This is a genomic window from Streptomyces sp. NPDC039736 (assembly GCF_055596485.1).
In genome coordinates, this window is record NZ_JBVIUQ010000001.1 from 274,372 (window position 1) to 300,267 (window position 25,896).

At 73.1% G+C, this 25,896-nt stretch carries 20 protein-coding genes; 14 read left to right on the plus strand and 6 right to left on the minus strand.

The window, feature by feature from the left end; translation table 11 throughout:
- Positions 1 to 7: 7 nt before the first annotated feature.
- From ACZ56L_RS01155 to ACZ56L_RS01185, 7 genes are all read left to right on the plus strand, one after another.
- On the plus strand, positions 8 to 1,231 hold the full coding sequence (locus ACZ56L_RS01155) for an ROK family transcriptional regulator (protein ID WP_345217633.1): 1,224 nt from the start codon (positions 8 to 10) through the stop codon (positions 1,229 to 1,231).
- 121 nt (positions 1,232 to 1,352) lie between these two features.
- The gene (locus ACZ56L_RS01160) at positions 1,353 to 2,435 is read left to right on the plus strand and encodes a sugar ABC transporter substrate-binding protein (RefSeq protein ID WP_345217635.1); all 1,083 of its coding nucleotides are present in this window, start codon (positions 1,353 to 1,355) and stop codon (positions 2,433 to 2,435) included.
- Positions 2,436 to 3,151: 716 nt separating this feature from the next.
- On the plus strand, positions 3,152 to 3,931 hold the full coding sequence (locus tag ACZ56L_RS01165) for an ATP-binding cassette domain-containing protein (protein ID WP_345217636.1): 780 nt from the start codon (positions 3,152 to 3,154) through the stop codon (positions 3,929 to 3,931).
- Positions 3,928 to 5,226, plus strand: a complete 1,299-nt coding sequence (locus ACZ56L_RS01170) for a sugar ABC transporter permease (RefSeq protein WP_468683312.1) — start codon at positions 3,928 to 3,930, stop codon at positions 5,224 to 5,226. Before ACZ56L_RS01165 ends, ACZ56L_RS01170 begins: the two co-directional genes overlap by 4 nt.
- A gap of 236 nt (positions 5,227 to 5,462) precedes the next feature.
- The gene (gene dxs / locus ACZ56L_RS01175; protein WP_345217638.1) at positions 5,463 to 7,388 is read left to right on the plus strand and encodes a 1-deoxy-D-xylulose-5-phosphate synthase; all 1,926 of its coding nucleotides are present in this window, start codon (positions 5,463 to 5,465) and stop codon (positions 7,386 to 7,388) included.
- A gap of 371 nt (positions 7,389 to 7,759) precedes the next feature.
- Positions 7,760 to 9,199 carry an amino acid permease gene (locus ACZ56L_RS01180; protein WP_345219028.1) on the plus strand — a complete coding sequence of 480 codons (1,440 nt, stop codon included), beginning with the start codon at positions 7,760 to 7,762 and terminating at the stop codon, positions 9,197 to 9,199.
- A gap of 113 nt (positions 9,200 to 9,312) precedes the next feature.
- Positions 9,313 to 10,743 carry a glycosyltransferase family 39 protein gene (locus ACZ56L_RS01185; protein WP_471060209.1) on the plus strand — a complete coding sequence of 477 codons (1,431 nt, stop codon included), beginning with the start codon at positions 9,313 to 9,315 and terminating at the stop codon, positions 10,741 to 10,743.
- 29 nt (positions 10,744 to 10,772) lie between these two features.
- Here the strand turns inward: ACZ56L_RS01185 and ACZ56L_RS01190 are convergent, their stop codons facing one another.
- Positions 10,773 to 11,177, minus strand: coding sequence for a PIN domain-containing protein (locus tag ACZ56L_RS01190; protein WP_471060212.1), 405 nt, complete (start codon positions 11,175 to 11,177; stop codon positions 10,773 to 10,775).
- A 94-nt stretch (positions 11,178 to 11,271) separates the two neighbouring features.
- Here ACZ56L_RS01190 and ACZ56L_RS01195 point away from each other — a divergent pair, with 94 nt between their 5' ends.
- Positions 11,272 to 12,447, plus strand: coding sequence for a DUF8189 domain-containing protein (locus ACZ56L_RS01195; protein ID WP_471060215.1), 1,176 nt, complete (start codon positions 11,272 to 11,274; stop codon positions 12,445 to 12,447).
- A 121-nt stretch (positions 12,448 to 12,568) separates the two neighbouring features.
- Here ACZ56L_RS01195 and ACZ56L_RS01200 read toward each other — a convergent pair whose 3' ends face one another.
- Complete coding sequence (locus ACZ56L_RS01200) at positions 12,569 to 14,701, minus strand: 3-hydroxyacyl-CoA dehydrogenase NAD-binding domain-containing protein (RefSeq protein WP_471060218.1); 2,133 nt, start codon at positions 14,699 to 14,701, stop codon at positions 12,569 to 12,571.
- Entirely contained in the window at positions 14,698 to 15,921 is a 1,224-nt protein-coding gene (locus tag ACZ56L_RS01205; RefSeq protein WP_345217646.1) for a thiolase family protein, read from the minus strand. The genes ACZ56L_RS01200 and ACZ56L_RS01205 overlap by 4 nt, the downstream gene beginning before the upstream one ends.
- 444 nt (positions 15,922 to 16,365) lie before the next feature.
- Here ACZ56L_RS01205 and ACZ56L_RS01210 point away from each other — a divergent pair, with 444 nt between their 5' ends.
- From ACZ56L_RS01210 to ACZ56L_RS01235, 6 genes are all read left to right on the plus strand, one after another.
- Positions 16,366 to 17,598, plus strand: a complete 1,233-nt coding sequence (locus ACZ56L_RS01210) for a hypothetical protein (protein WP_468683300.1) — start codon at positions 16,366 to 16,368, stop codon at positions 17,596 to 17,598.
- A gap of 144 nt (positions 17,599 to 17,742) precedes the next feature.
- Positions 17,743 to 19,257 carry a glycoside hydrolase family 3 protein gene (locus ACZ56L_RS01215; protein WP_471060223.1) on the plus strand — a complete coding sequence of 505 codons (1,515 nt, stop codon included), beginning with the start codon at positions 17,743 to 17,745 and terminating at the stop codon, positions 19,255 to 19,257.
- Between the two features lie 200 nt (positions 19,258 to 19,457).
- A complete protein-coding gene (locus ACZ56L_RS01220) occupies positions 19,458 to 20,147 on the plus strand; it encodes a papain-like cysteine peptidase (protein ID WP_380836571.1) in 690 nt (229 codons plus the stop codon).
- A 35-nt stretch (positions 20,148 to 20,182) separates the two neighbouring features.
- Positions 20,183 to 20,926, plus strand: coding sequence for a PIG-L deacetylase family protein (locus ACZ56L_RS01225; protein ID WP_471060227.1), 744 nt, complete (start codon positions 20,183 to 20,185; stop codon positions 20,924 to 20,926).
- Positions 20,920 to 21,717: an ABC transporter ATP-binding protein gene (locus tag ACZ56L_RS01230; protein WP_345217654.1), complete on the plus strand. Its 798-nt coding sequence runs from the start codon at positions 20,920 to 20,922 to the stop codon at positions 21,715 to 21,717. The genes ACZ56L_RS01225 and ACZ56L_RS01230 overlap by 7 nt, the downstream gene beginning before the upstream one ends.
- On the plus strand, positions 21,714 to 22,583 hold the full coding sequence (locus tag ACZ56L_RS01235; RefSeq protein ID WP_468683292.1) for an ABC transporter permease: 870 nt from the start codon (positions 21,714 to 21,716) through the stop codon (positions 22,581 to 22,583). Before ACZ56L_RS01230 ends, ACZ56L_RS01235 begins: the two co-directional genes overlap by 4 nt.
- Before the next feature lie 84 nt (positions 22,584 to 22,667).
- On the opposite strand, the gene ACZ56L_RS01240 is transcribed toward ACZ56L_RS01235, so the two are convergent.
- From ACZ56L_RS01240 to ACZ56L_RS01250, 3 genes are all read right to left on the minus strand, one after another.
- On the minus strand, positions 22,668 to 23,954 hold the full coding sequence (locus ACZ56L_RS01240; protein WP_345217657.1) for a ribonuclease D: 1,287 nt from the start codon (positions 23,952 to 23,954) through the stop codon (positions 22,668 to 22,670).
- Positions 23,955 to 24,217: 263 nt separating this feature from the next.
- Positions 24,218 to 24,883: a response regulator transcription factor gene (locus ACZ56L_RS01245; RefSeq protein ID WP_345217659.1), complete on the minus strand. Its 666-nt coding sequence runs from the start codon at positions 24,881 to 24,883 to the stop codon at positions 24,218 to 24,220.
- A gap of 255 nt (positions 24,884 to 25,138) precedes the next feature.
- Positions 25,139 to 25,834, minus strand: coding sequence for a DUF3000 domain-containing protein (locus ACZ56L_RS01250; protein ID WP_345217661.1), 696 nt, complete (start codon positions 25,832 to 25,834; stop codon positions 25,139 to 25,141).
- Positions 25,835 to 25,896 lie beyond the last annotated feature (62 nt).

Genomic DNA, 25,896 nt, shown 5'->3' on the forward strand with positions numbered 1-25,896 from the left:
TGAGTCAATGGAGACTCCGGGGTCGCAGACGTCTCTGCACCGGGCCAATCTGGAGCGGGTCGTGCGCGCGGTGCGCATGGCGGGCTCGCTGACCCAGGCCGAGATCGCGAGAAGCACCGGGCTCTCCGCCGCCACGGTCTCCAACATCGTGCGCGAACTGAAGGACGGCGGAACGGTCGAGGTCACGCCCACCTCGGCGGGCGGCCGCCGGGCCCGCAGCGTCTCGCTCAGCGGGGACGCGGGCGTGGTGATCGGCGTCGACTTCGGCCACACCCACCTGCGGGTGGCCGTCGGCAACCTGGCCCACCAGGTGCTCGCCGAGGAGTCCGAGCCGCTGGACGTGGACGCCTCGGCCGCGCAGGGCTTCGACCGGGCCGAACAATTGGTCAAGCGCCTCATCGGGGCCACCGGGATCAGCCAGGACAAAGTCGTCGGCGTCGGCCTCGGCGTCCCTGGACCGATCGACGTGGAGTCCGGGCGCCTGGGCTCCACCGCGATCCTGCCGGGCTGGCAGGGGATCAACCCGAGCGAGGAGCTCTCGGCCCGGCTCGGGGTTCCGGTGTACGTCGACAACGACGCCAACCTCGGGGCGCTCGGCGAGCTGGTGTGGGGCGCGGGGCGCGGGGTGCGCGATCTCGCGTACATCAAGGTCGCCAGCGGCGTCGGCGCGGGGCTGGTGATAGACGGCCGCGTCTACCGGGGGCCCGGCGGCACCGCCGGCGAGATCGGGCACATCACGCTCGACGAGTCGGGCCCGGTGTGCCGCTGCGGCAACCGCGGCTGCCTGGAGACCTTCGCGGCGGCCCGCTACGTCCTGCCGCTGCTGACGCCCTCGCACGGACCCGACCTCACCATGGAGCGCGTCGTGCGGCTCGCCCGCGAGGGCGACCCGGGCTGCCGCCGGGTGATCGCCGACGTCGGCCGGCACATCGGCAGCGGGGTGGCCAACCTCTGCAACCTCCTCAACCCCAGCCGGGTCGTCCTCGGCGGCGACCTCGCGGACTCCGGCGAGCTGGTGCTCGGGCCGATCCGCGACTCGGTCTCGCGGTACGCGATCCCCAGTGCCGCACGGCACTTGAGCGTGCTGCCCGGCGCGCTCGGCGGACGGGCCGAAGTGCTGGGCGCGCTGGCCCTCGTGCTGAGCGAAATGGGCGATTCGAGCCTGTTGGACACCGCTCAGCCGGTCAACTCGCACGACAGGGACCAGCATTCGGCCCCTGCCTTCACTTAGATAACGAGTGGCACCGTTGTCATCTCGTTAAGGGTTTACTCCTTGACGGTGGTGGCGGCACACGAGTTGACTTCCAGACACCTCGGCCGCAACGACGCGGCCTCGTCAGGGAGGTTGGACTGTGAAGACCCATCTGCGTCGTGCCGCTACCGCCGTCACCGCTGCGGCCGTGCTGACCCTGTCCCTCGCCGCGTGCGGCGAAGCGGGCGCGGGCAAGGAAGAGAAGAAGGACGACAAGACGATCGGCCTGCTGCTGCCGGAGAGCAAGACGACCCGTTACGAGTCCTTCGACTACCCGCTGATCAAGGCCAAGGTCACCGAGCTCTGCTCCGACTGCAAGATCAACTACAAGAACGCGTCCGAGAACGTCGCGACCCAGAAGCAGCAGTTCGACGACCTCGTCGACTCCGGCGTCAAGGTCATCGTCCTCGACGCCGTCGACTCCGCCGCCACCAAGGCGTGGGTCGAGGAGGCCGACAAGAAGGGCATCAAGGTCGTCGCGTACGACCGCCTCGCCGAGGGTCCGGTCTCCGCCTACGTCTCCTTCGACAACGAGAAGATCGGCCAGCTCCAGGGCCAGGGCATCATCGACGCGCTCGGCGACAAGGCCAAGGACGGCCGCGTCGTCATGATCAACGGCAAGGAGTCGGACCCCAACGCCGGGCTGTTCAAGAAGGGCGCGCACTCCGTCCTCGACAGCAAGGTCAAGAAGGTCGTCTACGAGCAGACGGGCGAGTGGGACCCGAAGATCGCGGGCGAGAAGATGGGCACCGCCATCACCTCCCTGGGCAAGGACGGCTTCGACGCCGTCTACTCCGCCAACGACGGCATGGCGGGCGGCATCGTCGCGGCGCTCCAGTCGGCGGGCGTCAAGGGCATCCCGGTCGGCGGCCAGGACGCGGAGCTCGCGGGCATCCAGCGGATCCTCGCCGGTACGCAGGCCTTCACCATCTACAAGCCGTACAAGCCGGAGGCGGACAAGACCGCCGAGGTCGCGGTGAAACTGCTGAAGGGCGAGAAGCTCTCGCTGGCCACCACGATCGACAGCCCCAGCGCCAAGGGCATCCCGGCGGAGCTGATCCAGGCCACGGTCATCACCAAGGCCAACATCAAGGACACGGTCGTCAAGGACCAGCTCTACAAGACCGCCGAGATCTGCAAGGCGGAGTTCGCCAAGGCGTGCGCGGACGCGGGCATCAGCTAGCCGCGTCGCGGCGACGGGCCGGGGGAGCCCGCCTCCCTCGCCCCGGGCGGTGTGGGGTCGCGGTCCCGTCAGGGGAGCGGGACCCCGCGCACGGCGGGCTCGGCCCGGCGAGTCCCGGGGCGGCCCGGAAACGGCCTCCGAGGAGGCCGCGTCCGTGGGGCTCCCGGGCTCCCGCCGGCGCGGCCGCAGCGGTCGTCGGTACGGCCCCGGCTTCGGGCGGCAGCGCCATGGCGGCTGTCCGCACGGCCCCGGCTTCGGTCGGTGTCGTCGCGGTGTCCGTCAGGGCGGCCCCGCGCCCGGTCGGCGTCGCTTCGGCGGCTGTCCGTACCGCCTCGGCCCCCTTCGGTGTCGTTGCTGCGTCCTTGGGGGGCGGTCCCGGTCCGGTGTCGGCAAGCGCTCGGTCCGCGTCCGTACGGGGCCGGGGCCCGTCGGGCGGCCGGGACGCCGTGCCCCCGTGCTCTCCGTCCATGGCGTGCCCGCCCTCGTACCGCCGTGCGGCTCCCGCCCGTACTGCATCCATCCGTCCATATCGTCCCGGCCGACGTACGCGGTCGCGTACGAGGTCCCGGTCGTCGTCCCGCCCGCCGGACGCGGACCGGACCCCGGCGCGGCCACCACGCGTCCGCCCCTCCATCCACACGCCCCGTCCCGTCGCACGCGAGAACGCTGCGGCGGCCCTCCGCCGCACCCGTCGGCGGACGAAGGAGATGGTTCACATGTCCGCTGCGCCCGTCCTCGCGCTACGCGGAGTCTCCAAGCGGTTCGGAGCCGTGCAGGCCCTGACCGACGTCGACCTGGAGGTGCACGCCGGTCAGGTCGTCGCCCTGGTCGGCGACAACGGCGCCGGGAAGTCCACCCTGGTCAAGACGATCGCCGGGGTGCACCCCATCGACGAGGGCAGCATCGAATGGGACGGCCGACCCGTCTCCATCGCGCGCCCGCACGACGCCCAGGGCCTCGGCGTCGCCACCGTCTACCAGGACCTCGCGCTCTGCGACAACCTCGACGTCGTCGCCAACCTCTTCCTCGGCCGCGAGCTCGGCCGGGCCAAGGTGCTCGACGAGGTCGCCATGGAGAAGCGCGCCAAGGAACTCCTGGACACCCTGTCCATCCGCATCCCGAGCGTCCGCATCCCGATCGCCTCGCTCTCCGGCGGCCAGCGCCAGGTCGTGGCCATCGCCCGCGCGCTGGTCGGCGACCCGAAGCTGGTCATCCTCGACGAGCCGACCGCCGCCCTCGGCGTCGAGCAGACCGCCCAGGTCCTGGACCTGGTGGAGCGGCTGCGCGAGCGGGGCCTCGCCGTCCTGCTGATCAGCCACAACATGGCCGACGTCAAGGCCGTCGCCGACGAGGTCGCGGTCCTGCGCCTCGGGCGCAACAACGGTGTCTTCAAGGTCAGGGACACCACCAACGAAGAGATCATCGCCGCCATCACCGGAGCCACGGACAACGCCGTGACCCGTCGCGAGGCGCGAGGCGCGGAGGCCGTGAAGTGAGTGAGACCGTGAACACCCCGCCCCAGAAGTCCACCCCGGTGGACGCCGACCCGGACGTCGCACCAGGCGCCGTTCCGGCGGTCGACCCCCGGCTGCTCGTGCGCGAGCAGGGCTTCGCCGGTTACCTGACCGAGTTCAAGCGCAAGATCAAGGGCGGTGAGCTCGGCTCGATACCGGTCGTCACCGGCCTGATCGTCATCTGGGCGATCTTCGAGATCAGCTCCGGCCGCTTCCTGGACCCCTCGAACCTCAGCAACATCGCCCAGTACATCGTCGGCCCGGGGCTCATCGCGACCGGCATCGTCTTCGTGCTGCTGCTCGGCGAGATCGACCTCTCGGTCGGCTCGGTGGCCGGTCTCACCGCCGCCGCCAGCTCGGTCCTCGCCATCAAGCAGGACATGAACGAGGGCCTCGCCGTCGTCGTCGGCCTGCTCGGCGCGGCCGCCATCGGCGCCCTGCACGGCTTCTTCTTCGCCCGGATCGGCGTGCCCGCGTTCGTCGTCACCCTCGCGGGCTTCCTCGGCTGGAGCGGCCTGCAACTGTTCGTCCTCGGGAACACCCTGAGCCTGAACAACATCTCCGGCGGCGTCATCTACCACCTCAACAACTACTACTTCAGCGACATCGCCGCCGCCTACGGCCTGGCCGCCGTCGCGGTCGCCGCCTACGCCTGGTCGCAGTGGAACGAGCACCGCCGCCGCAAGGCCGCCGACCTGCCGCACCGCCCGATGAGCGAGCTGGCGCTGCGCACCGGTGTGGTCGCGGTCCTGGTCTTCGCCGCCGCGTACGTCCTGAACCAGGAGGACGGCCTGCCGCTCGGGCTGACCGTCTTCGTCGGCGTGGTCGTCCTCGCCGGCTTCGTGCTGCGCCGCACCACCTACGGCCGTCAGGTCTTCGCGGTCGGCGGCGGCGTCGAGGCGGCGCGCCGGGCCGGCATCAACGTCGTCTGGATCCGGATCTCGGTCTTCACCATCTCCGGCTTCCTGGGCGGACTCGGCGGTCTCTTCATCGCTTCCCAGTCCGGTGTCGCCGACTCCAACCTGGGCGGCGGCGACACCCTGATGCTCGCCATCGCGGCGGCCGTCATCGGCGGCACCAGCCTCTTCGGCGGCCGGGGCACCCCCTGGTCGGCGCTGCTCGGCATCCTGGTGATCCAGTCGATCATGACCGGCCTGTACATGGAGGGCTCCTCCAGCAAGGCGGTCCAGTCGATGATCACCGGCGCGGTGCTGCTGGCGGCGGTCGTGCTGGACTCGGTGTCGCGCAGGAGCCAGAAGGCGGCGGGACGCGCCTAGCGCCCTGCCGCGTGCCGGGAACCACCCCGCCCGCCCGACGCGCCCCGCAGAGCGGCCAAACCCCTACGTGCCCGGCACCGAAATCAAGGTGCTGGGCACGTTTGTGCGTATGTTGGTCCGTACGGGTGAGGCAGGTCGCACAACCCGCCGATCGCCGCCGCGCGCGGAACATTAGACTCGGCAGATCGGCACGAACGTCCACAGCACAAGCCAGTTCAACCGCAGAGGAGGCACGGGTGGCCTTGCTGACCCGCATCAAGGGACCGCGCGACCTGGACCGGCTGTCCCCGGAGCAGCTCGACCAGCTGGCCGAGGAGATTCGTACCTTCCTCGTCGACGAGGTCTCCAAGACCGGCGGCCACCTGGGCCCGAACCTGGGCGTGGTCGAGCTGACCATCGCGCTGCACCGCGTCTTCGAGTCGCCCAAGGACAAGGTCCTGTGGGACACCGGCCACCAGAGCTACGTGCACAAGCTGCTCACCGGCCGCCAGGACTTCACCCGGCTGAAGATGAAGGGCGGCCTCTCCGGCTACCCGGCGCGCGCCGAGTCCGACCACGACGTGATCGAGAACAGCCACGCCTCCACCGTCCTCGGCTGGGCCGACGGCCTGGCCAAGGCCAACGAGGTGCTCGGCAAGGACGACGCGGTCGTCGCCGTCATCGGCGACGGGGCGCTGACCGGCGGCATGGCCTGGGAGGCGCTGAACAACATCGCCGTCGCCAAGGACCGCCCGCTGGTGATCGTCGTCAACGACAACGAGCGCTCCTACGCGCCCACCATCGGCGGCCTCGCCAACCACCTGGCCACCCTGCGCACCACCGACGGCTACGAGCGCTTCCTGGCCCGCGGCAAGGAGTTCCTGGAGCGCACCCCGGTCGTCGGCAGGCCGCTGTACGAGACCCTGCACGGCGCGAAGAAGGGCCTCAAGGACTTCATCGCCCCGCAGGGCATGTTCGAGGACCTGGGCCTCAAGTACGTCGGCCCGATCGACGGCCACGACATCGAGGCCCTGGAGTCCGCGCTCCAGCGCGCCAAGCGCTTCGGCGGCCCGGTCATCGTGCACTGCCTCACCGAGAAGGGCCGCGGCTACCAGCCCGCCCTCGCCGACGAGGCCGACCGCTTCCACGCCGTCGGCAAGATCCACCCGGACACGGGCCTGCCGATCGCCTCCTCCGGCGTCGACTGGACCTCCGTCTTCGGCGAGGAGATGGTCAAGCTCGGCAAGGAGCGCGAGGACATCGTCGCGATCACCGCGGCCATGCTCCAGCCGGTCGGCCTGGACAAGTTCGCCAAGGCCTTCCCCCACCGCGTCTACGACGTGGGCATCGCCGAACAGCACGGCGCGGTGTCGGCGGCGGGCCTGGCGACCGGCGGCCTGCACCCCGTCTTCGCGGTGTACGCGACCTTCCTCAACCGTGCCTTCGACCAGGTCCTGATGGACGTGGCCCTCCACAAGTGCGGTGTGACCTTCGTACTGGACCGCGCGGGCGTCACCGGAACCGACGGCGCCTCGCACAACGGCATGTGGGACATGTCGATCCTCCAGGTCGTCCCGACCCTGCGGATCGCCGCCCCGCGCGACGCCGACCAGGTCCGCGCCCAACTGCGCGAGGCCGTCCAGGTCGAGGACGCCCCCACCGTGGTCCGCTTCTCCAAGGGCGCGGTCGGCCCGGCGGTCAAGGCGGTCGGCAGGGCCGGCGGCATGGACGTGCTGCGCAGGCCCACCACCGACGTGGACCGCCCGGACGTCCTTCTGGTGTCCATCGGCGCGCTCGCCCCGATGTGCCTGGAGATCGCCGAGCTGCTCGACGCGCAGGGCATCTCCTCCACCGTCGTCGACCCCCGCTGGGTCAAGCCGGTCGACGCGGCGATGGCGCCGCTGGCCGAGCAGCACCGGGTCGTCGTCACCGTCGAGGACAACTCCCGCGCCGGCGGCGTCGGTTCCGCCGTCGCCCAGGCGCTGCGGGACGCGGACGTGGACGTGCCGCTGCGCGACTTCGGCATTCCGCCGGTCTTCCTGGACCACGCCTCCCGCAAGGAGGTGCTGGCCGAGATCGGGCTGACCGCGCCGGACATCGCCCGTCAGGTCACCGGCCTGGTCGCGAAGATCGACGGGCGGCTGGAGCGCGAGGTGGCGGCGAAGGCGGCCGTACGCGACTGAGCCGTGTGCGACTGAGCCGTACGCGACGACTGAGCCGTGTGCGACTGAGTCGTACGCGACGACTGCCGTACGCCGCACGACCGGGCAGCCCGTTGACGGGGCTCGCGCCGTCTGAGTCCGGGCCGGAGGGAAGCCTCCGGCCCGGACTTTTTCGTACATTCGCCCTATCGGGTGAAAACCTGTTCGCGCAGTCGCGAATCCACGCGAATGATCACGATGATTGCGGGTGACCCTCCACTCAGAGGTGGGACGGCCCGAGCGGCGGAGGTGCTGCGGTGAGCACGGAAGACCACAGTTCAACGGGTACATCATCGGCGTCACCGACTGCGCGGCAGCACGGCGTCTTCCGCACGAAGACCGTCGAGCAGTCCATCCGGGACACCGAGGAGCCGGAGCACGCCCTCAAGAAGTCCCTCTCCGCCCTGGACCTCACCGTCTTCGGCGTCGGCGTCATCATCGGCACCGGCATCTTCGTCCTCACCGGCAAGATCGCGAAGGAGACGGCCGGGCCCTCGGTCGCCCTCGCCTTCGTCGTCGCGGGCGTGGTCTGCGGGCTGGCCGCCCTCTGCTACGCCGAGTTCGCCTCGACCGTGCCGGTCGCGGGATCGGCGTACACCTTCTCCTACGCCTCCCTCGGGGAGCTGCCCGCCTGGATCATCGGCTGGGACCTGGTCCTGGAGCTGGCGCTGGGCTGTGCGGTGGTGGCCGTCGGCTGGTCCGGTTACATGCGCTCGCTTCTCGACACGGCGGGCGTCCACCTCCCGGACTTCCTCTCCGGCACCCACGACGGAAAGTTCGGCTTCGACCTGCTGGCCTGCATCCTGGTGCTGGTCATCACCGCGATCCTGGTCGCCGGAATGAAGCTCTCCTCGCGTGTCACCGGCATCGTCGTCGCCATCAAGGTGACCGTCGTCCTGCTGGTCATCATCGTCGGCGCCTTCTTCGTCACCGGCGCCAACTACCAGCCCTTCGTCCCGCCGTCCAAGGCCACCGAGGGCGGCGAGGGCCTGACCGCCCCGCTGGTCCAACTGATCTTCGGCTTCACCCCGACCAGCTTCGGCGTCATGGGCGTCTTCACCGCCGCGGCCGTCGTCTTCTTCGCCTTCATCGGCTTCGACATCGTCGCCACCGCCGCCGAGGAGACCAAACTCCCGCAGCGCGACGTCCCGCGCGGCATCCTCGGCTCCCTCATCATCTGCACGCTGCTGTACGTGGCGGTCTCCGTCGTCGTCACCGGCATGCAGAAGTACAGCGACCTCTCCACGGACGCACCGCTCGCCGACGCCTTCAAATCCGTCGGCCACCCCTTCTGGGCAGGTCTGATCAGCTTCGGCGCCGCGGTCGGACTGACCTCCGTCTGCATGATCCTGCTCCTCGGCCAGTCCCGGGTCTTCTTCGCGATGAGCCGCGACGGACTGCTCCCGAGGGCCTTCTCGCAGGTCCACCCGAAGTTCGGCACCCCGTACCGCTCCACCATCCTGCTCGGCGTGCTGGTCGCCGTCGTCGCGGGCTTCACCTCCATCGACGAGCTCGCCGAACTGGTCAACATCGGCACGCTCTTCGCCTTCGTCGTGGTCGCGCTGGGCGTCGTCATCCTGCGCCGCAAGCGCCCCGACCTGCCCCGGTCCTTCAAGACCCCGCTGGTGCCGCTGATCCCCGCCCTGTCGGTCCTGGCCTCGCTGTGGCTGATGCTGAACCTGCCGGCGGAGACCTGGCTGCGGTTCGGGGTGTGGATGCTGATCGGGATCGCGGTGTACTTCCTGTACGGGAAGCGGAACAGCAAACTGGGCAAGGGCACGCTGCCCGGGTAACCCGGCGCGAGCAGCCCCCCGGCCCCCGCCCGACGCGCCGTTCCCCGCCCCCGGCCGGGACGCCCCGGCACCCTCCCGGGCGTCCCGCTCCCGGGGGCGGATAACTTGGGCCCATGCTCGCCGAGCCCGCGACCGCGCCCGCACCCCCGACCCCGCACACCTACTGGTGGAGGCTCCTTCCGGCGCTCCTCCTCCTCGCGGCGCTCACCCGCATCCCCTCCTTCCGCCACCCCCTCTGGAACCCCGACGAGGGCTTCCTCGCGGTGCAGGCGGGCCGGCTCGCCGCCGGAGGAGTCCTGTACGACACCGTCGTCGACCGCAAGCCCCCCCTCGTCCCCTGGCTGTACCAAGCCGCCCTCGGCCTCTTCGGCGACCGTTCCCTCCTCCCGCTCAAGGTCCTCGCGATCCTGGCCCTGTTCGCGACCGCCGCCCTCCTCGCTTCGCTGGCCCGCCGCAGATGGGGCGACCGCGCGGGGGCGGTGGCGGGCACCGCCTTCCTGCTGATCTCCGTCGGGCTGCACCCCGAGGACACCCAGGCCGCCTCCTTCGGCCTCTTCACGCTGCCCTTCACCGCGCTCGCCGTGTGGTGCGCCGACCGCCGCCTCTGGGTCTGGGCCGGTGCGGCCACCGCCGGGGCGTTCCTGGCCAAGCAGACCGGCGGCGCGGTGCTCCTCCCGGTGCTCTGGCTCGCCTGGGGCGCGTCACGGCGGGCACGGGCCCTGACCCGCGCCCTCGCCGGTTTCGTCGTGCCCGTCGCCGCCGTGGCCCTCCTCACCGGCCCCTCGCGCTTCCTCTTCTGGGTGGTCACGGGTTCCGGTTCGTATGCGGACCTGACCGGGTCGGGGCTGCACGCGCTCGGCCGGGGCCTCGGCAACGCGGGCATCCTGGCCGCCGCCTGTCTCGGCCTGCTGGTCCCGCTGGTACGCCGGTGGCGGGCACCCGGCGCGGACCTGTGGCTGTGGCTCGCGGCGTCCGCCGTCGCCGTCATGACCGGATTCCACTTCTTCGGCCACTACTACCTCCAACTGATGCCGCCGCTCGCCCTGCTCGGCACGGCGGCCCTGCGGACCCTGCCCCGCCGCTGGACCACCGGCGCGCTGACCGCGCTCGCTTGCGCCTGCGCGGCCTTCCTGGCCTGGGGCCTCCTCGCCCCCCGGCCCGAACTCGCGCACGCCCAGCGCCTCGCCGACGCCGTCCGTTCCCGTACGTCGGCCGCCGACCCCGTACTGATCTGGGGCATGCACCCTGAGACGTACTGGCTGGCCGACCGCGCCCCCGCGAGCCGCTACCTGACCGCGGGCCTGCTGACGAACTTCAGCGGCGGCCGCGACGGCTCGCTGGTGGGGGAGCGGTACGGCGTCGAGGGGAGCTGGCCCGTCCTGCGCCGCGAACTCGCCGAGCGGCGCCCGCCCCTGATCGTCGACGACTCCCGCGGCAAGCCGTACGGCCCGGACCGGATGCCGACGCTCCGGTCGATCCTGGCCGAGGAGTACGTACGGGTGGCGACGGTGGACGGGGCGGTCCTGTACGCCCGCGCCCGCTGACCACGGGCGCCCGCCCGAGCAGGGTGCGCTCAGCCCCGTACGGTACGGGGCCCCACGCACTCCGCGCCGTACGCCTCGACCCGGCGCCGCAGCTCGCGGTCGGCGGTGACCACGACGCAGTCCCGCCCGGCGGGCTCACGCGTGGCCACGACCTCGACGATGCGGTCGTCCCCGCTGCCGGCGGCCGCCACGACCCGCACCCCGGGCACCGGCTCCACCTTCCTGGCCGCGCCCTCGACCACGAGCACGACCTCGACCGGCCCCGGCCGCCCGGCGACGCCTTCCGCCGCGTACACCGGCAGGCGGTCCCGCAGACGTTCGGCGGCTCCGTGCCGGTCCTTCCACCACCCGTCGGGGACGGACCCCACGACGTTGGCCGCGTCGACGACGAGCAGCGGCAGCGGGGCGGGGGACGCGGGCGGGGTGGAGGTCATGGGCCCAGCGTCCCACGGCGGGAAGTGCCGGACCGGCCGCCTATCCTTGGTTCGAATAATTGAACGGACGGCGGGGAAGGCAGGGCGGGCGACGATGGGGCTGGAGAGCGCGGAGGGGGCCGGGAGACCGGCGTCCGGCCCGGTGGCGGGGCGGAGCTGGCTGCTGAGCGGCAAGGACGGCAGGCTCACCGCGTACGCGGTGGCGGCGGACGGCGCGCTGCTGCGCTGGACCGAGACCCGGCCCGGCGGTCCTGACTGGCGGGGCCCGGAGGTCTTCGCGGCACCGGACACGGAGGGTCTGGCCGTGGCGCAGGGCCCGGACGGCTTCGTGCACGTGGTGGGGCGGCGACGGCTCGCGAACGGCTCCGTGGAGTACGTGCACGCGACGCAGTACCAGTCGGGCCGCCCGCTGGCCGCGTGGTACTCGCTCGGCAGCCATCCGTACGAGGACCCGGCCCGGGTGGCCCGGATGGGCCTGCCCGCGGTCGCGGTCGGCGCGGCGGGCGCGGTGCACGTGTTCGTACGGAACGGCTTCGGCGGCGTCCTCATGCGGCGGCAGGCGGCGAACGGCAAGTGGGAGGGCTGGCGGGACCTGAAGGGGGCCGGCTGCGAGATCCCGCTGACCGCGACCCCGACCGCGTCCGGCCGGGTGGACCTGCTGGCGGTGACCACGAAGAACACCATCCTGCACTGGACCCAGCCCGCCCCGGGCGCCGCGTTCTCCGCGCCGGTCCCGCTGCCCTTCACCGCGTCGCCGGGCACGCTGACCGGCCTGGAGACGACGGAGGACGAGCTCACGTACTACGCGCTCACGCCCCCGCGCTCCGGGACGGACGCCGATACGGAGCCCGGTACGGCGACGGACGCCGACACGGAGTCCGGCACGGCGAGCCGGCGGCCCCCGGCGACGGCCTTCTCCGCCCACCACCCGGGCCGTCCCGCGGCCCTCCTGCACGGCAGCGAGCCCGCCACCACCCACGCGGCACCGCTCGCGGTCCTGCGCACGCCCCTCGACGGCCACGACTGCACGGTCCTGGCCCACCGCGCCGCCGACGGCCGCCCGGCCGTGGCCGCCTGCCGCACCCTCGCGGAGGACGAGGGCCTGTGGTGGACCCCGACGGGCCCGGAGTGCGTGGGCCCGCCCGCCCTGGCCGTGGACGCGGCGGGCCGGGTGGTCGTCTCCGCGATCGCCCCGGACGGCAGCCTGCACATCGCCCGTCGGCGCACCGACGAGAAGGGCCTGTCCCTGGCGGCCTGGACGCGCGTCTGACCCGTCCGCGCGAAGAGGGGCGGCTGCCTCCCGTTCCGGGGCCTGCCGGTCACGGCGAACGGTCATGACGAAGGGGCCGTGCGGAAACCAGCTCCGCACGGCCCCACGGCACTTCAGCGCACTACGCGGGCACGCTCGCCACGCCCGGCGCCAGGAACTTCCTGCCGGTCGCGCGCTCCGCGTAGCCCTCGCGGTCCAGGTACGGCGTGATGCCGCCCAAGTGGAAGGGCCAGCCGGCGCCCGTGATCAGGCACAGGTCGATGTCCTGCGGCTCGGCGACGACGCCCTCGGCGAGCATCAGGCCGATCTCCTCGGCGACGGCGAGCATCACGCGGTCGCGGACCTGCTCCTCGGTGAGGACGGTGTCGCCCTGCTTCAGGAGGGCGGCGACCTCGGGGTCCAGGACCGGGGCGCCCGAGTCGTAGACGTAGAAGCCGCGCTTGCCGGCCTTGACCACGGCGGCCAGGTTCGGGGAGACCGTGAAGCGGTCCGGGAAGGCGCGGTGGAGCGTCTCCGAGACGTGCAGGCCGATGGCCGGGCCGACCAGCTCCAGCAGGACCAGCGGCGACATCGGCAGGCCGAGGGGCTCGACGCCCTTCTCGGCGACGGCGACCGGGGTGCCCTCGTCGATGACGTTCTGGATCTCGCCCATGAAGCGGGTCAGGATGCGGTTGACCACGAAGGCCGGGGCGTCCTTGACCAGGACGGCGGTCTTCTTCAGCTTGCGGGCCACGCCGAAGGCGGTGGCCAGCGACGCGTCGTCCGTCTGCTCGCCACGGACGATCTCCAGCAGGGGGAGGATCGCGACCGGGTTGAAGAAGTGGAAGCCGACGACCCGCTCGGGGTGCCGGAGCTTCGAGGCCATCTCCGAGATGGAGAGGGAGGAGGTGTTGGTGGCCAGGATCGCGTGGGCGGGGGCGACCGCCTCCACCTCGGCGAACACCTGCTGCTTGACCGACATCTCCTCGAAGACCGCTTCGATGACGAAGTCGGCGTCGGCGAAGCCGTCGGCCTTGTCCAGGACGCCGGTGACCAGGGCCTTGAGGCGGTTGGCCTTGTCCTGGTTGATGCGGCCCTTGCCGCGCAGCTTCTCGATCTCGGTGTGGACGTAGCCCACGCCCTTGTCGATGCGCTCCTGGTCGATGTCGGTCAGCACGACCGGCACTTCGAGGCGGCGCAGGAAGAGCAGCGCGAGCTGCGAGGCCATCAGGCCCGCGCCGACGACGCCGACCTTGGTGACCGGGCGGGCCAGGTTCTTGTCCGGGGCGCCGGCCGGGCGCTTGGCGCGCTTCTGGACCAGGTTGAAGGCGTAGATGCCGGAGCGGAGCTCGCCGCCCATGATCAGGTCCGCGAGGGCCTGGTCCTCGGCGTCGAAGCCGGCCGAGAGGTCGCCGGACTTGGCGGCGGCGATGATGTCCAGCGCGCGGTAGGCGGCCGGGGCCGCGCCGTGCACCTTGGAGTCCGCGATGAAGCGGCCGCGGGCGACCGCCGCGTCCCAGGCCTCGCCACGGTCGATCTCCGGGCGCTGGACCTGGAGTTCGCCGCGCAGGACCGCGGAGGTCCACAGCAGCGACTGCTCCAGGAAGTCGGCGCCCTCGAAGATCGCGTCGGCGATGCCGAGCTCGAAGACCTGACCGCCCTTGAGCTGGCGGTTCTGGTTGAGGGAGTTCTCGATGATGACCGAGACGGCCTTGTCGGCGCCGATCAGGTTGGGGAGCAGCGCGCAGCCGCCCCAGCCCGGGACCAGGCCGAGGAAGACCTCGGGCAGCGAGAAGGCCGCGATCGAGGTGGAGACCGTACGGTACGAGCAGTGCAGGCCGACCTCGACGCCGCCGCCCATCGCCGCGCCGTTGTAGTACGCGAAGGTCGGGACGGCGAGGTGCGAGAGGCGGCGGAACACGTCGTGGCCGCCCTTGCCGATGGCGAGCGCGTCCTCGTGGCGGCCGAGCAGCTCGACGCCCTTCAGGTCCGCGCCGACGGCGAAGATGAACGGCTTGCCGGTGATGCCGATGCCGACGATCGTGCCCTCGGCGGCCTCCTTCTCGACCTGGTCGATGGCGCGGTTCAGGTTCGCCAGCGACTGCGGTCCGAAGGTGGTCGGCTTGGTGTGGTCCAGCCCGTTGTCCAGGGTGATCAGCGCGAAGTTGCCCGCGCCGCTCGGGAGTTCGAGGTGGCGTACGTGCGCCTGCGTGACGACCTCGTCCGGGAACAGCTCGGCCGCGCCCTTCAGGAGCTCGGCGGTGGTGGTGCTCACTTGTCGTCGCCTCCGTTGAAGTGCGGGTTCTCCCAGATGACCGTGCCGCCCATGCCGAAGCCGACGCACATGCTCGTCAGGCCGTAGCGGACGTGCGGCTGGTCCTCGAACTGCCGGGCGAGCTGCGTCATCAGACGCACGCCGGAGGAGGCCAGCGGGTGACCGAAGGCGATCGCGCCGCCGTACTGGTTCACGCGCGGGTCGTTCTCGGGGATGCCGAAGTGGTCCAGCATGGCCAGCACCTGCACGGCGAAGGCCTCGTTGATCTCGAACAGGCCGATGTCCTCGATCGACAGGCCCGCCTTGGCGAGGGCCTTCTCGGTCGCCGGGACCGGGCCGATGCCCATGACCTCGGGCTCGACGCCCGCGAAGGCGTACGACACCAGGCGCATCTTGACCGGGAGGCCCAGCTCGCGGGCGACGTCCTCGGCGGCGATGAGGGAGGCGGTGGCGCCGTCGTTCAGGCCCGCCGCGTTGCCCGCGGTGACCCGGCCGTGCGGGCGGAAGGGGGTCTTGAGGTGGGCGAGCGACTCCAGCGTGGTGCCGGGGCGCATCGGCTCGTCGGCGGTGGCCAGGCCCCAGCCCGTCTCACCCGCCTCGGCGTTCGTGCGGCGCACCGACACGGGGACCAGGTCGGCCTGGATCTTGCCGTCGGCGTACGCCTTCGCGGCCTTCTCCTGCGAGCGCACCGCGTACTCGTCCGCGCGCTGCTTGGAGATGCCCGGGAAGCGGTCGTGCAGGTTCTCGGCGGTCATGCCCATGAAGAGGGCGGACTCGTCGACCAGCTTGTCGGAGACGAAGCGCGGGTTGGGGTCCACGCCCTCGCCCATGGGGTGGCGGCCCATGTGCTCGACGCCGCCGGCCAGGGCGATGTCGTACGCGCCGAAGGCCACGCCGCCCGCCACGGACGTCACGGCGGTCATCGCGCCGGCGCACATGCGGTCGATCGAGAAGCCGGGGACGGAGGTCGGGAGCCCCGCCAGGATTCCGGCGGTACGGCCCAGGGTCAGGCCCTGGTCGCCGATCTGGGTGGTCGCGGCGATGGCGACCTCGTCGACGCGCGCGGGGTCGAGGTCCGGGTTGCGGCGCAGCAGCTCCCGGATCGCCTTCACGACCAGGTCGTCGGCCCGGGTCTCGTGGTAGATGCCCTTCGGGCCCGCCTTGCCGAACGGGGTGCGGACGCCGTCGACGAAGACGACGTCCCTGACGGTACGAGGCACGATTGGCTCTCCTCCGGGGTGCGGGGTGGTGCTGCTGCCGGTATGCGGGTACGCCGAGGTGGGCGGGCCCGTACAAGGTCATGCTACTTGCGGGTAACCATGCTGCCCAGTCCCCACGGCCCAAGCGGCGAAGGTCACACTCCGCGTCGGCGGACATCGGGCGCCGGGGGTGGCGGAAAGTCGCCGGTGCACCGATGGCGGCGGGGTGCGGGCGGCGGTGGCCCGGCCCGCGCGGGAGGGTTCCGACTCGGCTCACCCGTACGGGATTCAGGGCCTTTCGGTTCCCTTTTACGGCCGGAAAATTGGTCTGGACCATACTGCTCGGTAGCGCTTAGGCTCGCCACCAGATCGCCCGTTCTGGACGTGCGATACCGCTTTGACCTGCCGTTTTCTGCTGTGCTGTGCCGATCGACGGGATAGACCGTGCATGACGTGCTCCCTGTAATGGACTTAGTGGTGGTACTGCGGGCCGAGGACGCCGTCCTCGACTTCCTCTCCGTGACCCGGGGTTCCGCTTCGGCGGACCAGGAGGCCGGGGAACACTCCGGCCGGGCGGCTCCGGACCCCGTGGAAGGGTCGCGCGGCGGGACGGTGCGGGTGCTGTGCTGCGACACGCGGCAGTGGATCGACCTGGCGCCCGGCGACTCCCTCGCCGACCGGCTCGCCGCCCTCGCCCCGCACGTAAGGGCCCCCGACGCGCCCTGCGACCCGCCCGGCCCCGAAGCGCTCTCCCGGCTGCTGCGCGAAGCCGCCGAGGGCCGGGCCGCCCGGGTCTGGACCCACTCGCCCGCCGACAACCGCCGCGGCCGCGGCCGGATCGGACGCGACGTGGCCGCGGGCGACCACGGACTGCCGGTGCGGCACGCGGTCGGCTACTCCCCGTACCTCCAGTTCGTCAGTGACGAGGACCGTCCGCTGGACCGCGCCCTGGTCGCCGCGAAACTCGACTTCGTCAACCGGCACTGCGCGCCGCTGCTCAGCACCGACTCACCCGAGTTCGTGGTCTACACCGCGCGGGTCCCGGCCGCCGAGCGCTTCTTCACCACGGAAGGGGCCCGCGAGCGCGAGGGGCTCTTCGCCCTGCTCGCCAGTCTCGACGACGAGGCCGCCACCGTCGCCGACCCGTGGGAGTTCGAGACCTCCGCCTACGAGAGGTCCCGGCTCGAAGCCACCACCCTGTGGGTCGCCGGGCACCGGGCCCCCGCCGAGGGGCCGCTCGTCGAGGTCGGCGCGTGCGAAGGCGCCCTCACCGCACGGCTCGCCGCCAAGGGCTACGAGATCGACGCCACCGAACCCAACGCGCTCTTCCGCGACCGGCTCGCCGGACGCCCGGAGACCGGCTACGACACCGTTCGCGTGCACGGCGACGCCCTCGAAGCGCTGGCGGCGACGCGCAGGCTGCCGGGGACGGCGTACCTCCTGATCGAGATGCTCTACTACGGGCAGGACCTCGACCTCCTCGACGACCTCCCCACCGATCTCGTACTCCTCGCCCTGGAGCCCGCCGCACTGGCCGAACGGGTCCGCCCGTGGCTCGCCGGAAGCACCCGCTGGACCCAGGTGGACGAGACCGTGCTCGTCGCCCCCGCCCTGGAGCCGGTGTGCGGCGGCCGGGCCTACCTGAGCAAGCGCGGCAGCACGGGAATCGCACTGCGCCGGAACGCCACCGCACGCTGAACCAGGGCCCCGCACCGCCCCTTCCGTCGGGCGGACCGCGCCGCCGCGCCCGCCCGTGTGCCCCCGTGCGCGCGCCCGCCGCGCCGCCGCGCGTACGCCGGGGCCGGGCGTCCCCGCACTCCTCCCTCCCGAAGGTGACCCGTCATGACCCGCCATGCCCTCGTCCCCCTGGTGAACGCCTGCCTCCTCCCCGCCTACGACGGCCGCACCCCGCCCGACTGGGTCAAGCACGCCCTCGACCAGGGCCTCGCCGGGGTCGGCCTCTTCGGCACCAACCTCCTCCCTCCGGGCGGCCCCCTCCGCGAGGACATCGTCGACCCCCTGCGCGCCGTACGCCCCGACGCCCTGATCGCCCTCGACGAGGAGGGCGGCGACGTCACCCGCGTCGACTACCACCGGGGCAGCGTCTACCCCGGCAACCACGCCCTGGGCGCCGTGGACGACCCCGCCCTGACCCGCCGGGTCGCCGAGGCCGTCGCCGACGACCTCCTCGAAACCGGCGTCAACCTCTGCCTGGGCCCGTGCGCGGACGTCAACTCCCGCCCCGGCAACCCGATCATCGGCGTACGGTCCTTCGGCGCGTCCCCCGACCTGGTCGCCCGGCACACCCGTGCCTTCGTGGCCGGCCTCCAGGGGCGCGGCGTGGCCGCCACCCTCAAGCACTTCCCCGGCCACGGCGACACCGGCACGGACTCCCACTCCTGGCTGCCGGACATACCCCGCTCGCTCGACGAGCTCCGCGCCCTCGAACTGCCGCCCTTCGTCGAGGGGTTCGACGCGGGAGCCAAGGCCGTGATGACGGGACACATCCGCGTCCCCCAGGTGGACGGCCTGCCCGCCACCCTGAGCCGCCGCGTGGTCACCGGTCTGCTGCGCGAGGAGCTCGGGTACGACGGCGTCGTGATCAGCGACGCACTGGAGATGGCCCCGATCCTCGACCGCTGGGGCTTCGGCGGGGCGGCCGTCCTCGCCTGGGCGGCGGGCGTCGACCTGGTCCTGCTCGGCGCCACCGACGGCGAGAAGATCCTCCCCGAGGTGCACGCGGCGGTGGAACGGGCCCTGGAGACGGGCGAGCTGACGATCGACCGGCTGGAGGAGGCAGCCGCCCGGATCGCCGCACTGCGGGCCTGGGCCGCCCCCCGCGCCACCGCCGAGGCCCCCACGCCTGCCGCCACCGCCAGCACCACTGCCGGTGTCGGCCTGGTCGCGGCCCGCAGGGCGCTGGCCGGCGCGGCGCTCCCCGCGCTCCCCGTGGCCGCCCCCGTCCACGTCCTGCGGCTGGCCGTGGGGGCCAACCTGGCGGTGGGCGAAGCGCCCTGGGGCCTCGCGCGGAGCCTGGAGCGCCTCGGCGCCCTGGGCTCCGCCACCGACGTCGAGCCCGGCACCGACCCGCACCGGATCGGGCTGCCCGACGGCGACGACGCCGGTGCGCCGGTCGTCGTGGTCGTCCGGGACGCCGTGCGCGACCCCTGGCAGCAGGAGACGCTGGCCGCTCTCCGCGCCAGGCGCCCCGGTCTGCTGGCCGTTGAGATGGGCCTGACGCCCGTGCCCCTGCCGGACGCGCCGACGCTGCTGACCCGTGGCGCGGGACTCGCCAACGCCGTGGCGGCCGCCGAACTGCTGACCGGTCGCCGCTGGACGGGCCCCCTGCGGGCCTGACCGTGCGCCCCGGACCGCGTTCGCGCGCCGTGCGGGCGGGCTCCGCGCGCCTGTGCGAGCGGGCGGGCCGCCGAGCCCGCTCCGGCCGCCGCGCACTCCGGCCCCCACGGGCGCGCCCCGCACGGCCCCGCGTCCCGGAAGAGGCCCGCCACGCCCCGTACCGCACCCCGACCCCCTCGTACCCCACCCCGGAGAGCCACGTGACCCCGGCGCAGCACCCCGAACCCCGCCACGACACCCTGCCCGAACCGCCCGCGCCGCCCTACGACACCTGCGTCGGCCTCGGCTACCACTGCGAGTCCACCCACCAGATCCGCCGCATCACCGGCGACGCGCGGGCCCACTTCTTCGACTGGCTCGACCTGGACTACGCGTCCGTGCTCGCCCTCCTGGACACCGACTTCCGCGACGTGCTGCTGCCCGGCGGCTCCGAGCCGTTCAGCGACGGGCGCTGCGCGCACGACCGGGGGACCGGCGTCCGCTTCTTCCACGAGTTCCGCCCGGCCGCCGGCGACCGGCTCACCCAGGCGGACATCGACCGTCAACTCCCCGCCGTACGGGAGAAGTTCCTCAGCCTCGCCGAGAGATGGCGGACGCGGACCCGTTCGGGCGAGCGGACGCTGTACGTCCACCACGACGCCTTCGACGAGCTGACCGACGCGGATGTGGCCCGGCTGCCGGAACTGCTGGCCCAGCGTTTTCCGGGCCACCGGTCCGCCGTGCTCTGGCTGCGCCGGACCCCGCCCGCGAGCGTGGCCGCGCTGCCGCCCGGCGTCGTCTGGGACACCGTCCCCGAGGCGCCCGGCCGGTGGCAGGGCTCCGACGCCGACTGGGACCGCGTCTTCGCCGCGCTCGACCCGGCCGCCCTCTGGCCCGCCGCCACGTCCTGAGCTTCCCGCGCCCGCAACGCCCCGGAGGAATCCCGATGCCCCACACCCCGCCCCGCCCCTGGCACACCGTCGTCCTCTCCCCGCACTTCGACGACGCCGTCTTCTCCCTCGCCGCGACCCTGGCGGGCCTGCCGGGACCGACCGCCGTGGTCACCGTCCACGGCGGCGCGCCCCCGCCCGGGGCGCCCGTCTCCTGGTGGGACGCCGCCTGCGGCTTCTCGTCGGCGCGGGAGGCGCACCGGGCCCGCGTCGCCGAGGACGCCGCCGCCCTGGCGATGATCGGCGTCGAGCAGATCGTCCTGGACCACCCCGACGGCCCCTACGCGGACGGCCCCGAACTCCCGGGCCTGGACGCCTTCCTGGCCGGGCTCCCCGCCGGAACCGACGTCTGGGCGCCCCTGGGCAGCAACCAGACCGACCACGAGAACGTCCGGCTGCGCGCCTCCCGGGCCCTCGACCGTCTCGGCGCCCCCCTGCCCCGCGTCTACGCCGACCTCCCGTACACCGGCCACCTCCCGGAGTGGGGCACGGACCGGGCCGGCGAGGCCCTCGCGAAGAGCCCGATGTGCGGTCTCGCCTACCAGGAACTGCTGCGCGCCCACCGCACCACCGTCCACCACCACCTGGTGCCGGACGACGCCCAGTGGGCCGCCAAGCGCGCGGCCGCCCAGTGCTACGGCTCCCAGCTCGCCCCGGTCGCCGCCGACCACGGCAACTTCCTCTCCCGCACCGGCCCGCTGCGCGCCGAACTCGTCTGGTCCCTGGAGTCCGCATGCTGACGCCCGCCGACGCGCGCCCGCCGGTCCTGGTGGCCCGCGACCTCGTCAAGGAGTACGCCCGGGGCCGCGCCGTCGACGGCGTCTCCCTCACCGTCCGCGCGGGCGAGCGCCTCGGGCTGCTCGGCCCCAACGGCGCGGGCAAGACCACCACCCTCCTGATGAGCCTCGGCGCGGTCGAACCCGACGCGGGCAGCGTGGAGATCCTCGGCCACCGGCTGCCCGCCGAACGGGCCCGCGCCATGCGGGGCGTCGGCTTCGTCGCGGGCTACCTCCCGCTGCCCGACCGGGTCAGGGTCTCGGAGTACCTGCGCCTGTACGCCGACCTGTACGGGCTGCGCGACCCCCGGTCGGCGGTCTCCGAAGCCCTGGAACGCTTCGGCATCGGCCACCTCGCCGCCGCCATCGGCACCCAGCTCTCCAGCGGCCAGCGCACCCTGGTCGGCATCGCCAAGGCGGCCCTGCACCGGCCGCGCCTGATGATCCTGGACGAGCCCACCGCCTCCCTCGACCCGGACATCGCCCTGCGGGTCCGTACCGCCCTGCTCGCCCTGTCCGCCGAACGCGGCACCGCCCTCCTGGTCACCAGCCACGACATGACCGAGGTCGAGCGCCTCTGCGAACGCGTCGTCTTCCTGCACGGCGGGCGCATCGCCGCCGACGGAACCCCCGAGGGCGTCGCCCGCGCCTTCGGCCGCGACGACCTCGAAGGCGTCTTCCTCCACCTCGCGGCCGAACGGGACGAGGACCGCGCCCGCCGGGACCGCGCCCGGGAAACGGCGGCCACCCCATGAGCAGCAGCCCCACCCGCACCCCGTTCCCGGACACCGAGGGCCCCGCCCTCCGCTCCCCGGCCGCCGCCTCCGCCCACCGGGTGCGGGCCGTCGCCCGCCGCCACTGGCTGGTGCTCAAGCGCAGCCCGCACCGCTTCTTCGACGTGCTGGTCTGGCCGCTCGTCGACACCCTGCTGTACGGCTCGATCGGACTCTTCGCCGCCGAGGCGGCCGGGGACGGGCCGAACGCCGCCACCGCCGTCGCCGTCTACCTGCTCAGCGGCACCGTCCTGTGGCACCTCGTGCACCAGACCCAGATCTCGCTGGCCACCGGCTTCCTGGAGGAAACCTGGTCGCGCAACGTGCTGGGCCTGCTGGCCACCCCGATGCGGGACTGGGAGTACCTGGCGGGCGTCGGCCTGTTCGCCCTGGTGCGCACGGCCGCCAGCACCGTCGCGGTCGCCGCCCTCGCCTTCGCCGCGTACGCCTTCGACGTCACGCGCCTGGGCCTCGGGCTGATCCCGGTGGCCGCCCTGCTCCTCGCCTCGGGCTGGGCGGTGGCGCTGCTGGTCGTCGGGCTCGTCCTGCGGTACGGCAGCGGGGCCGAGGCCCTGGTGTGGGGCGCCCTCTCGGTGGTCATGCCGCTGTCCGGCGTCTTCTACCCGATCACCACCCTGCCCACGGTCCTCCAGCCCGTCGCGCAGGTCCTGCCCACCACCCACGTCTTCGCCGTCGGCCGCACGCTGGCCGCCGGGAAGCCGATGCCGTGGGGCGAGTTCGCGCCGGCCGCCGGGGGGACCGCGGTGCTGATGCTGCTGAGCCTGCTGGCCCTGCGCCGGATGCTCCGCACCTTCCGGCGCAAGGGGCTGGTGACCCGCTACTCCTGAGGACCGCCCGACACGGGCGGGACCCCCGGTCCGGGGGGACCGGGGGCCCCGCTCACCCGTACCGCCTGCGGGAGCGCCGCGCGCTCACGCCTGCGGCGCCGGCTCCGCCGCCAGGGCCGCCACCAGCAGCGGGGTGACCAGCTCGACCTGCCAGGGGCGCGCCCCGTACGAGGCCAGCGTCCCGGCCACCTGCTCCGGCGTCGCCGGCTTCGGCGGCTCCCAGCAGACCCTGCGCACCGTGTCCGGCGTGATCAGGTTCTCCTGCGGCATGTTGAGCTCCTCGGCCAGCGCCGAGACTGCGGCCCGCGCCGCCGAGAGGCGGGCCGCCGCGGCCGGGTCCTTGTCGGCCCAGGACCGCGGCGGCGGAGGGCCCGCCACCGCCTGGCCCGGCTGCGGGAGCTCGACGTCGGGGAGCGCCTTGGCCCGGTCGATGGCCGCCTGCCACTGTTCGAGCTGACGGCGGCCCATCCGGTGGCCGAAGCCGGGGAGCGCGGCGAGCGCGTTCGCGTTCAGGGGCACCGCGAGGGACGCCTCGACGATCGCGGCGTCGCTGAGGACCTTGCCGGGGGAGACGTCACGGCGCTGGGCGATCGTGTCGCGGGTGTTCCACAGTTCCCGCACGACCGCGAGGCGGCGGCGGCCGCGCACCTTGTGCATCCCGGACGTGCGCCGCCAGGGGTCCTTGCGCGGCGGCGCGGGCGGGGCCTCGGCGATGGCGCGGAACTCCTGGAGCGCCCAGTCCAGCTTGCCCTGCCGGTCCAGCTCCTTCTCCAGGGCGTCCCGCAGGTCCACGAGGAGCTCGACGTCCAGCGCGGCGTAGCGCAGCCACGGCTCGGGGAGGGGGCGGGTGGACCAGTCGACGGCGGAGTGGCCCTTCTCCAGGGCGTACCCGAGCAGGTTCTCGACGATCGCGCCGAGGCCCACGCGGGGGATGCCCGCGAGGCGGCCCGCCAGCTCCGTGTCGAAGATCCGGGTGGGGATCATGCCTATTTCGCGCAGGCAGGGGAGGTCCTGGGTCGCCGCGTGCAGGACCCACTCCGCGTCGGCAATCGCGTCGCCGAGGCCGGAGAGGTCGGGGCAGCCGACCGGGTCGATCAGCGCGCTGCCCGCGCCCTCGCGGCGCAACTGGACGAGGTAGGCCCGCTGGCCGTACCGGTAGCCGGACGCGCGCTCGGCGTCGACGGCGACGGGGCCGGTTCCGGCGGCGAATGCCGCGATCACTTCGTCGAGGGCCTCCTGCGTCGCCACGACGGGCGGGATGCCCTCCCGTGGCTCCAACAGTGGGATCGGCGCCGGTTCGACGTCGTCCGGGGGGCCGCCCCCGGTGGTTCGCAGGTCTGCTTCTGCTGCGGTCTCTTGGGCGTCGGTCACCTGTCAAGGGTATAGGGGTATGACAGCGGCACGACGCCCGAGCGTACGGAAGAGCCCGGCGGCGGAACGTTCCGCCGCCGGGCTCCGGTGCCGCGGGGGTCACACCGGGACCGGGTCCGCCGGGAACCCGGAGGTTCACCCGGCGAGGACGCCCGGGGCGGAAGACCCGCGGGCACGGCCGTGACCGGGAGAACGAGAGACGCAGGGAAAGGACGGGAAGGACGGGAAGGAGGGGGAGGGAGGGAAAAGGGACGGGGGAGAGGTCAGTGGATGATGCCGGTGCGGAGGGCCACCGCCACCATGCCCGCCCGGTCGCCGGTGCCCAGCTTGCGGGCGATGCGCGCCAGGTGGCTCTTGACGGTGAGGGCGGACAGGCCCATCGAGACGCCGATGGCCTTGTTGGACTGGCCCTCCGCGACGAGTCTCAGTACTTCGACCTCACGGCCGGAGAGTTCGCGGTAGCCGCCCGGGTGGCTCGGGGCGCCCGGGGGGCGGCGGTGCATACGGGCGGCTGCGGCGCCGATGGGGGCGGCCCCGGGGCGGCCGGGGTGCTGGCCGATGTTGTTGCGGGTGCCGGTGACGACGTAGCCCTTCACACCGCCCGCGAGGGCGTTGCGCACGGCGCCGATGTCGTCGGCGGCGGACAGGGCGAGCCCGTTGGGCCAGCCCGCGGCACGGGTCTCCGACAGCAGGGTCAGACCCGAGCCGTCGGGCAGGTGGACGTCGGCGACGCAGATGTCGCGGGGGTGGCCGACGCGCGGCCGGGCCTCGGCGATGGAGGACGCCTCGATGACGTCACGTACCCCGAGGGCCCACAGGTGGCGGGTGACGGTGGAGCGTACGCGCGGATCGGCCACGACGACCATGGCGGTCGGCTTGTTCGGCCGGTAGGCGCCAATGCTTGCGGGCTGCTCAAGGAGAACGGACACCAGGCCTCCGGAAGAGTGGCGGAAGGCACCGGCCTGATGGGGGTCAAGCCGGGGCGAACCGTGCTGGAAGGGTCAATGACTCCTTCGGCAGCAACCCCGCCCGGCTTTAGGGAAAGATCACGAATTGATGAGTAACATTTCGGGCAATTCGGACGGACGATCGAGAGGGCCCCCGGTGGGAGCGACTCCCGAACGCCCCGTCAGCGCGCCGCCGCAGAAGCCGCCGCGGACCGGCTGACGGGCCGTCACCGCAGGTCAGGGCAGTTGCGGGCCGCGCCGCTGCGGCAGTGACACCACGCCCGGCAGGCCCGAGAGGCCGGTCTCGGGACCGTTCACCGGTGCCGGGGGCAGACCGGCGACCTGGCACAGCAGATCGCACCAGGCCGCCAGATAGGACGCCGTGTCCGGCACCCCGCCGAGTCCCTCGCGCGGGGTCCAGGAGGCCCGGATCTCGATCTGGGTGGCGGGCCTGCGGTCCGAGAGGCCCCCGAAGTAGTGCGAACCGGCCCGGGTGACCGTGCCGCTGGCCTCTCCGTACGACAGGTTGCGGGCGTCCATCGCGCCCGTCAGCCAGGACCAGCAGACCTCCGGCAGGAGCGGATCGGCGGCCATCTCCGGCTCCAGCTCCGCCCGCAGCAGGGTCACCAGGCGGAAGGTGCCCTGCCAGGCGTCGTGCCCGGCCGGGTCGTGGAGCAGGACGAGACGGCCGTCGGCCAGGTCCTCGTCGCCGTCGACCACCGCCGCCTCCAGCGCGTACGCGTACGGGGCGAGCCGTTTGGGGGGCTTCGTCGGGTCGATCTCCACCTCGGGACGCAGCCGGGCGGCGCGCAGCGCGTCCACCGCCTGGCGGAAGGGGAGCGGGGCGGTGTTCTCCTCCATGCCGTCCCTGTCGTTGCTGCCATGCGAGTGACCGTGCGCGTCATCTGAAAATCGTCCCTGAGCCGGAGCCATGCGGGGAAGGGTAGGCGGAAGGCAGCCCCTACGGCGGGAGGGACACCCGGCCCGGGGCGAGT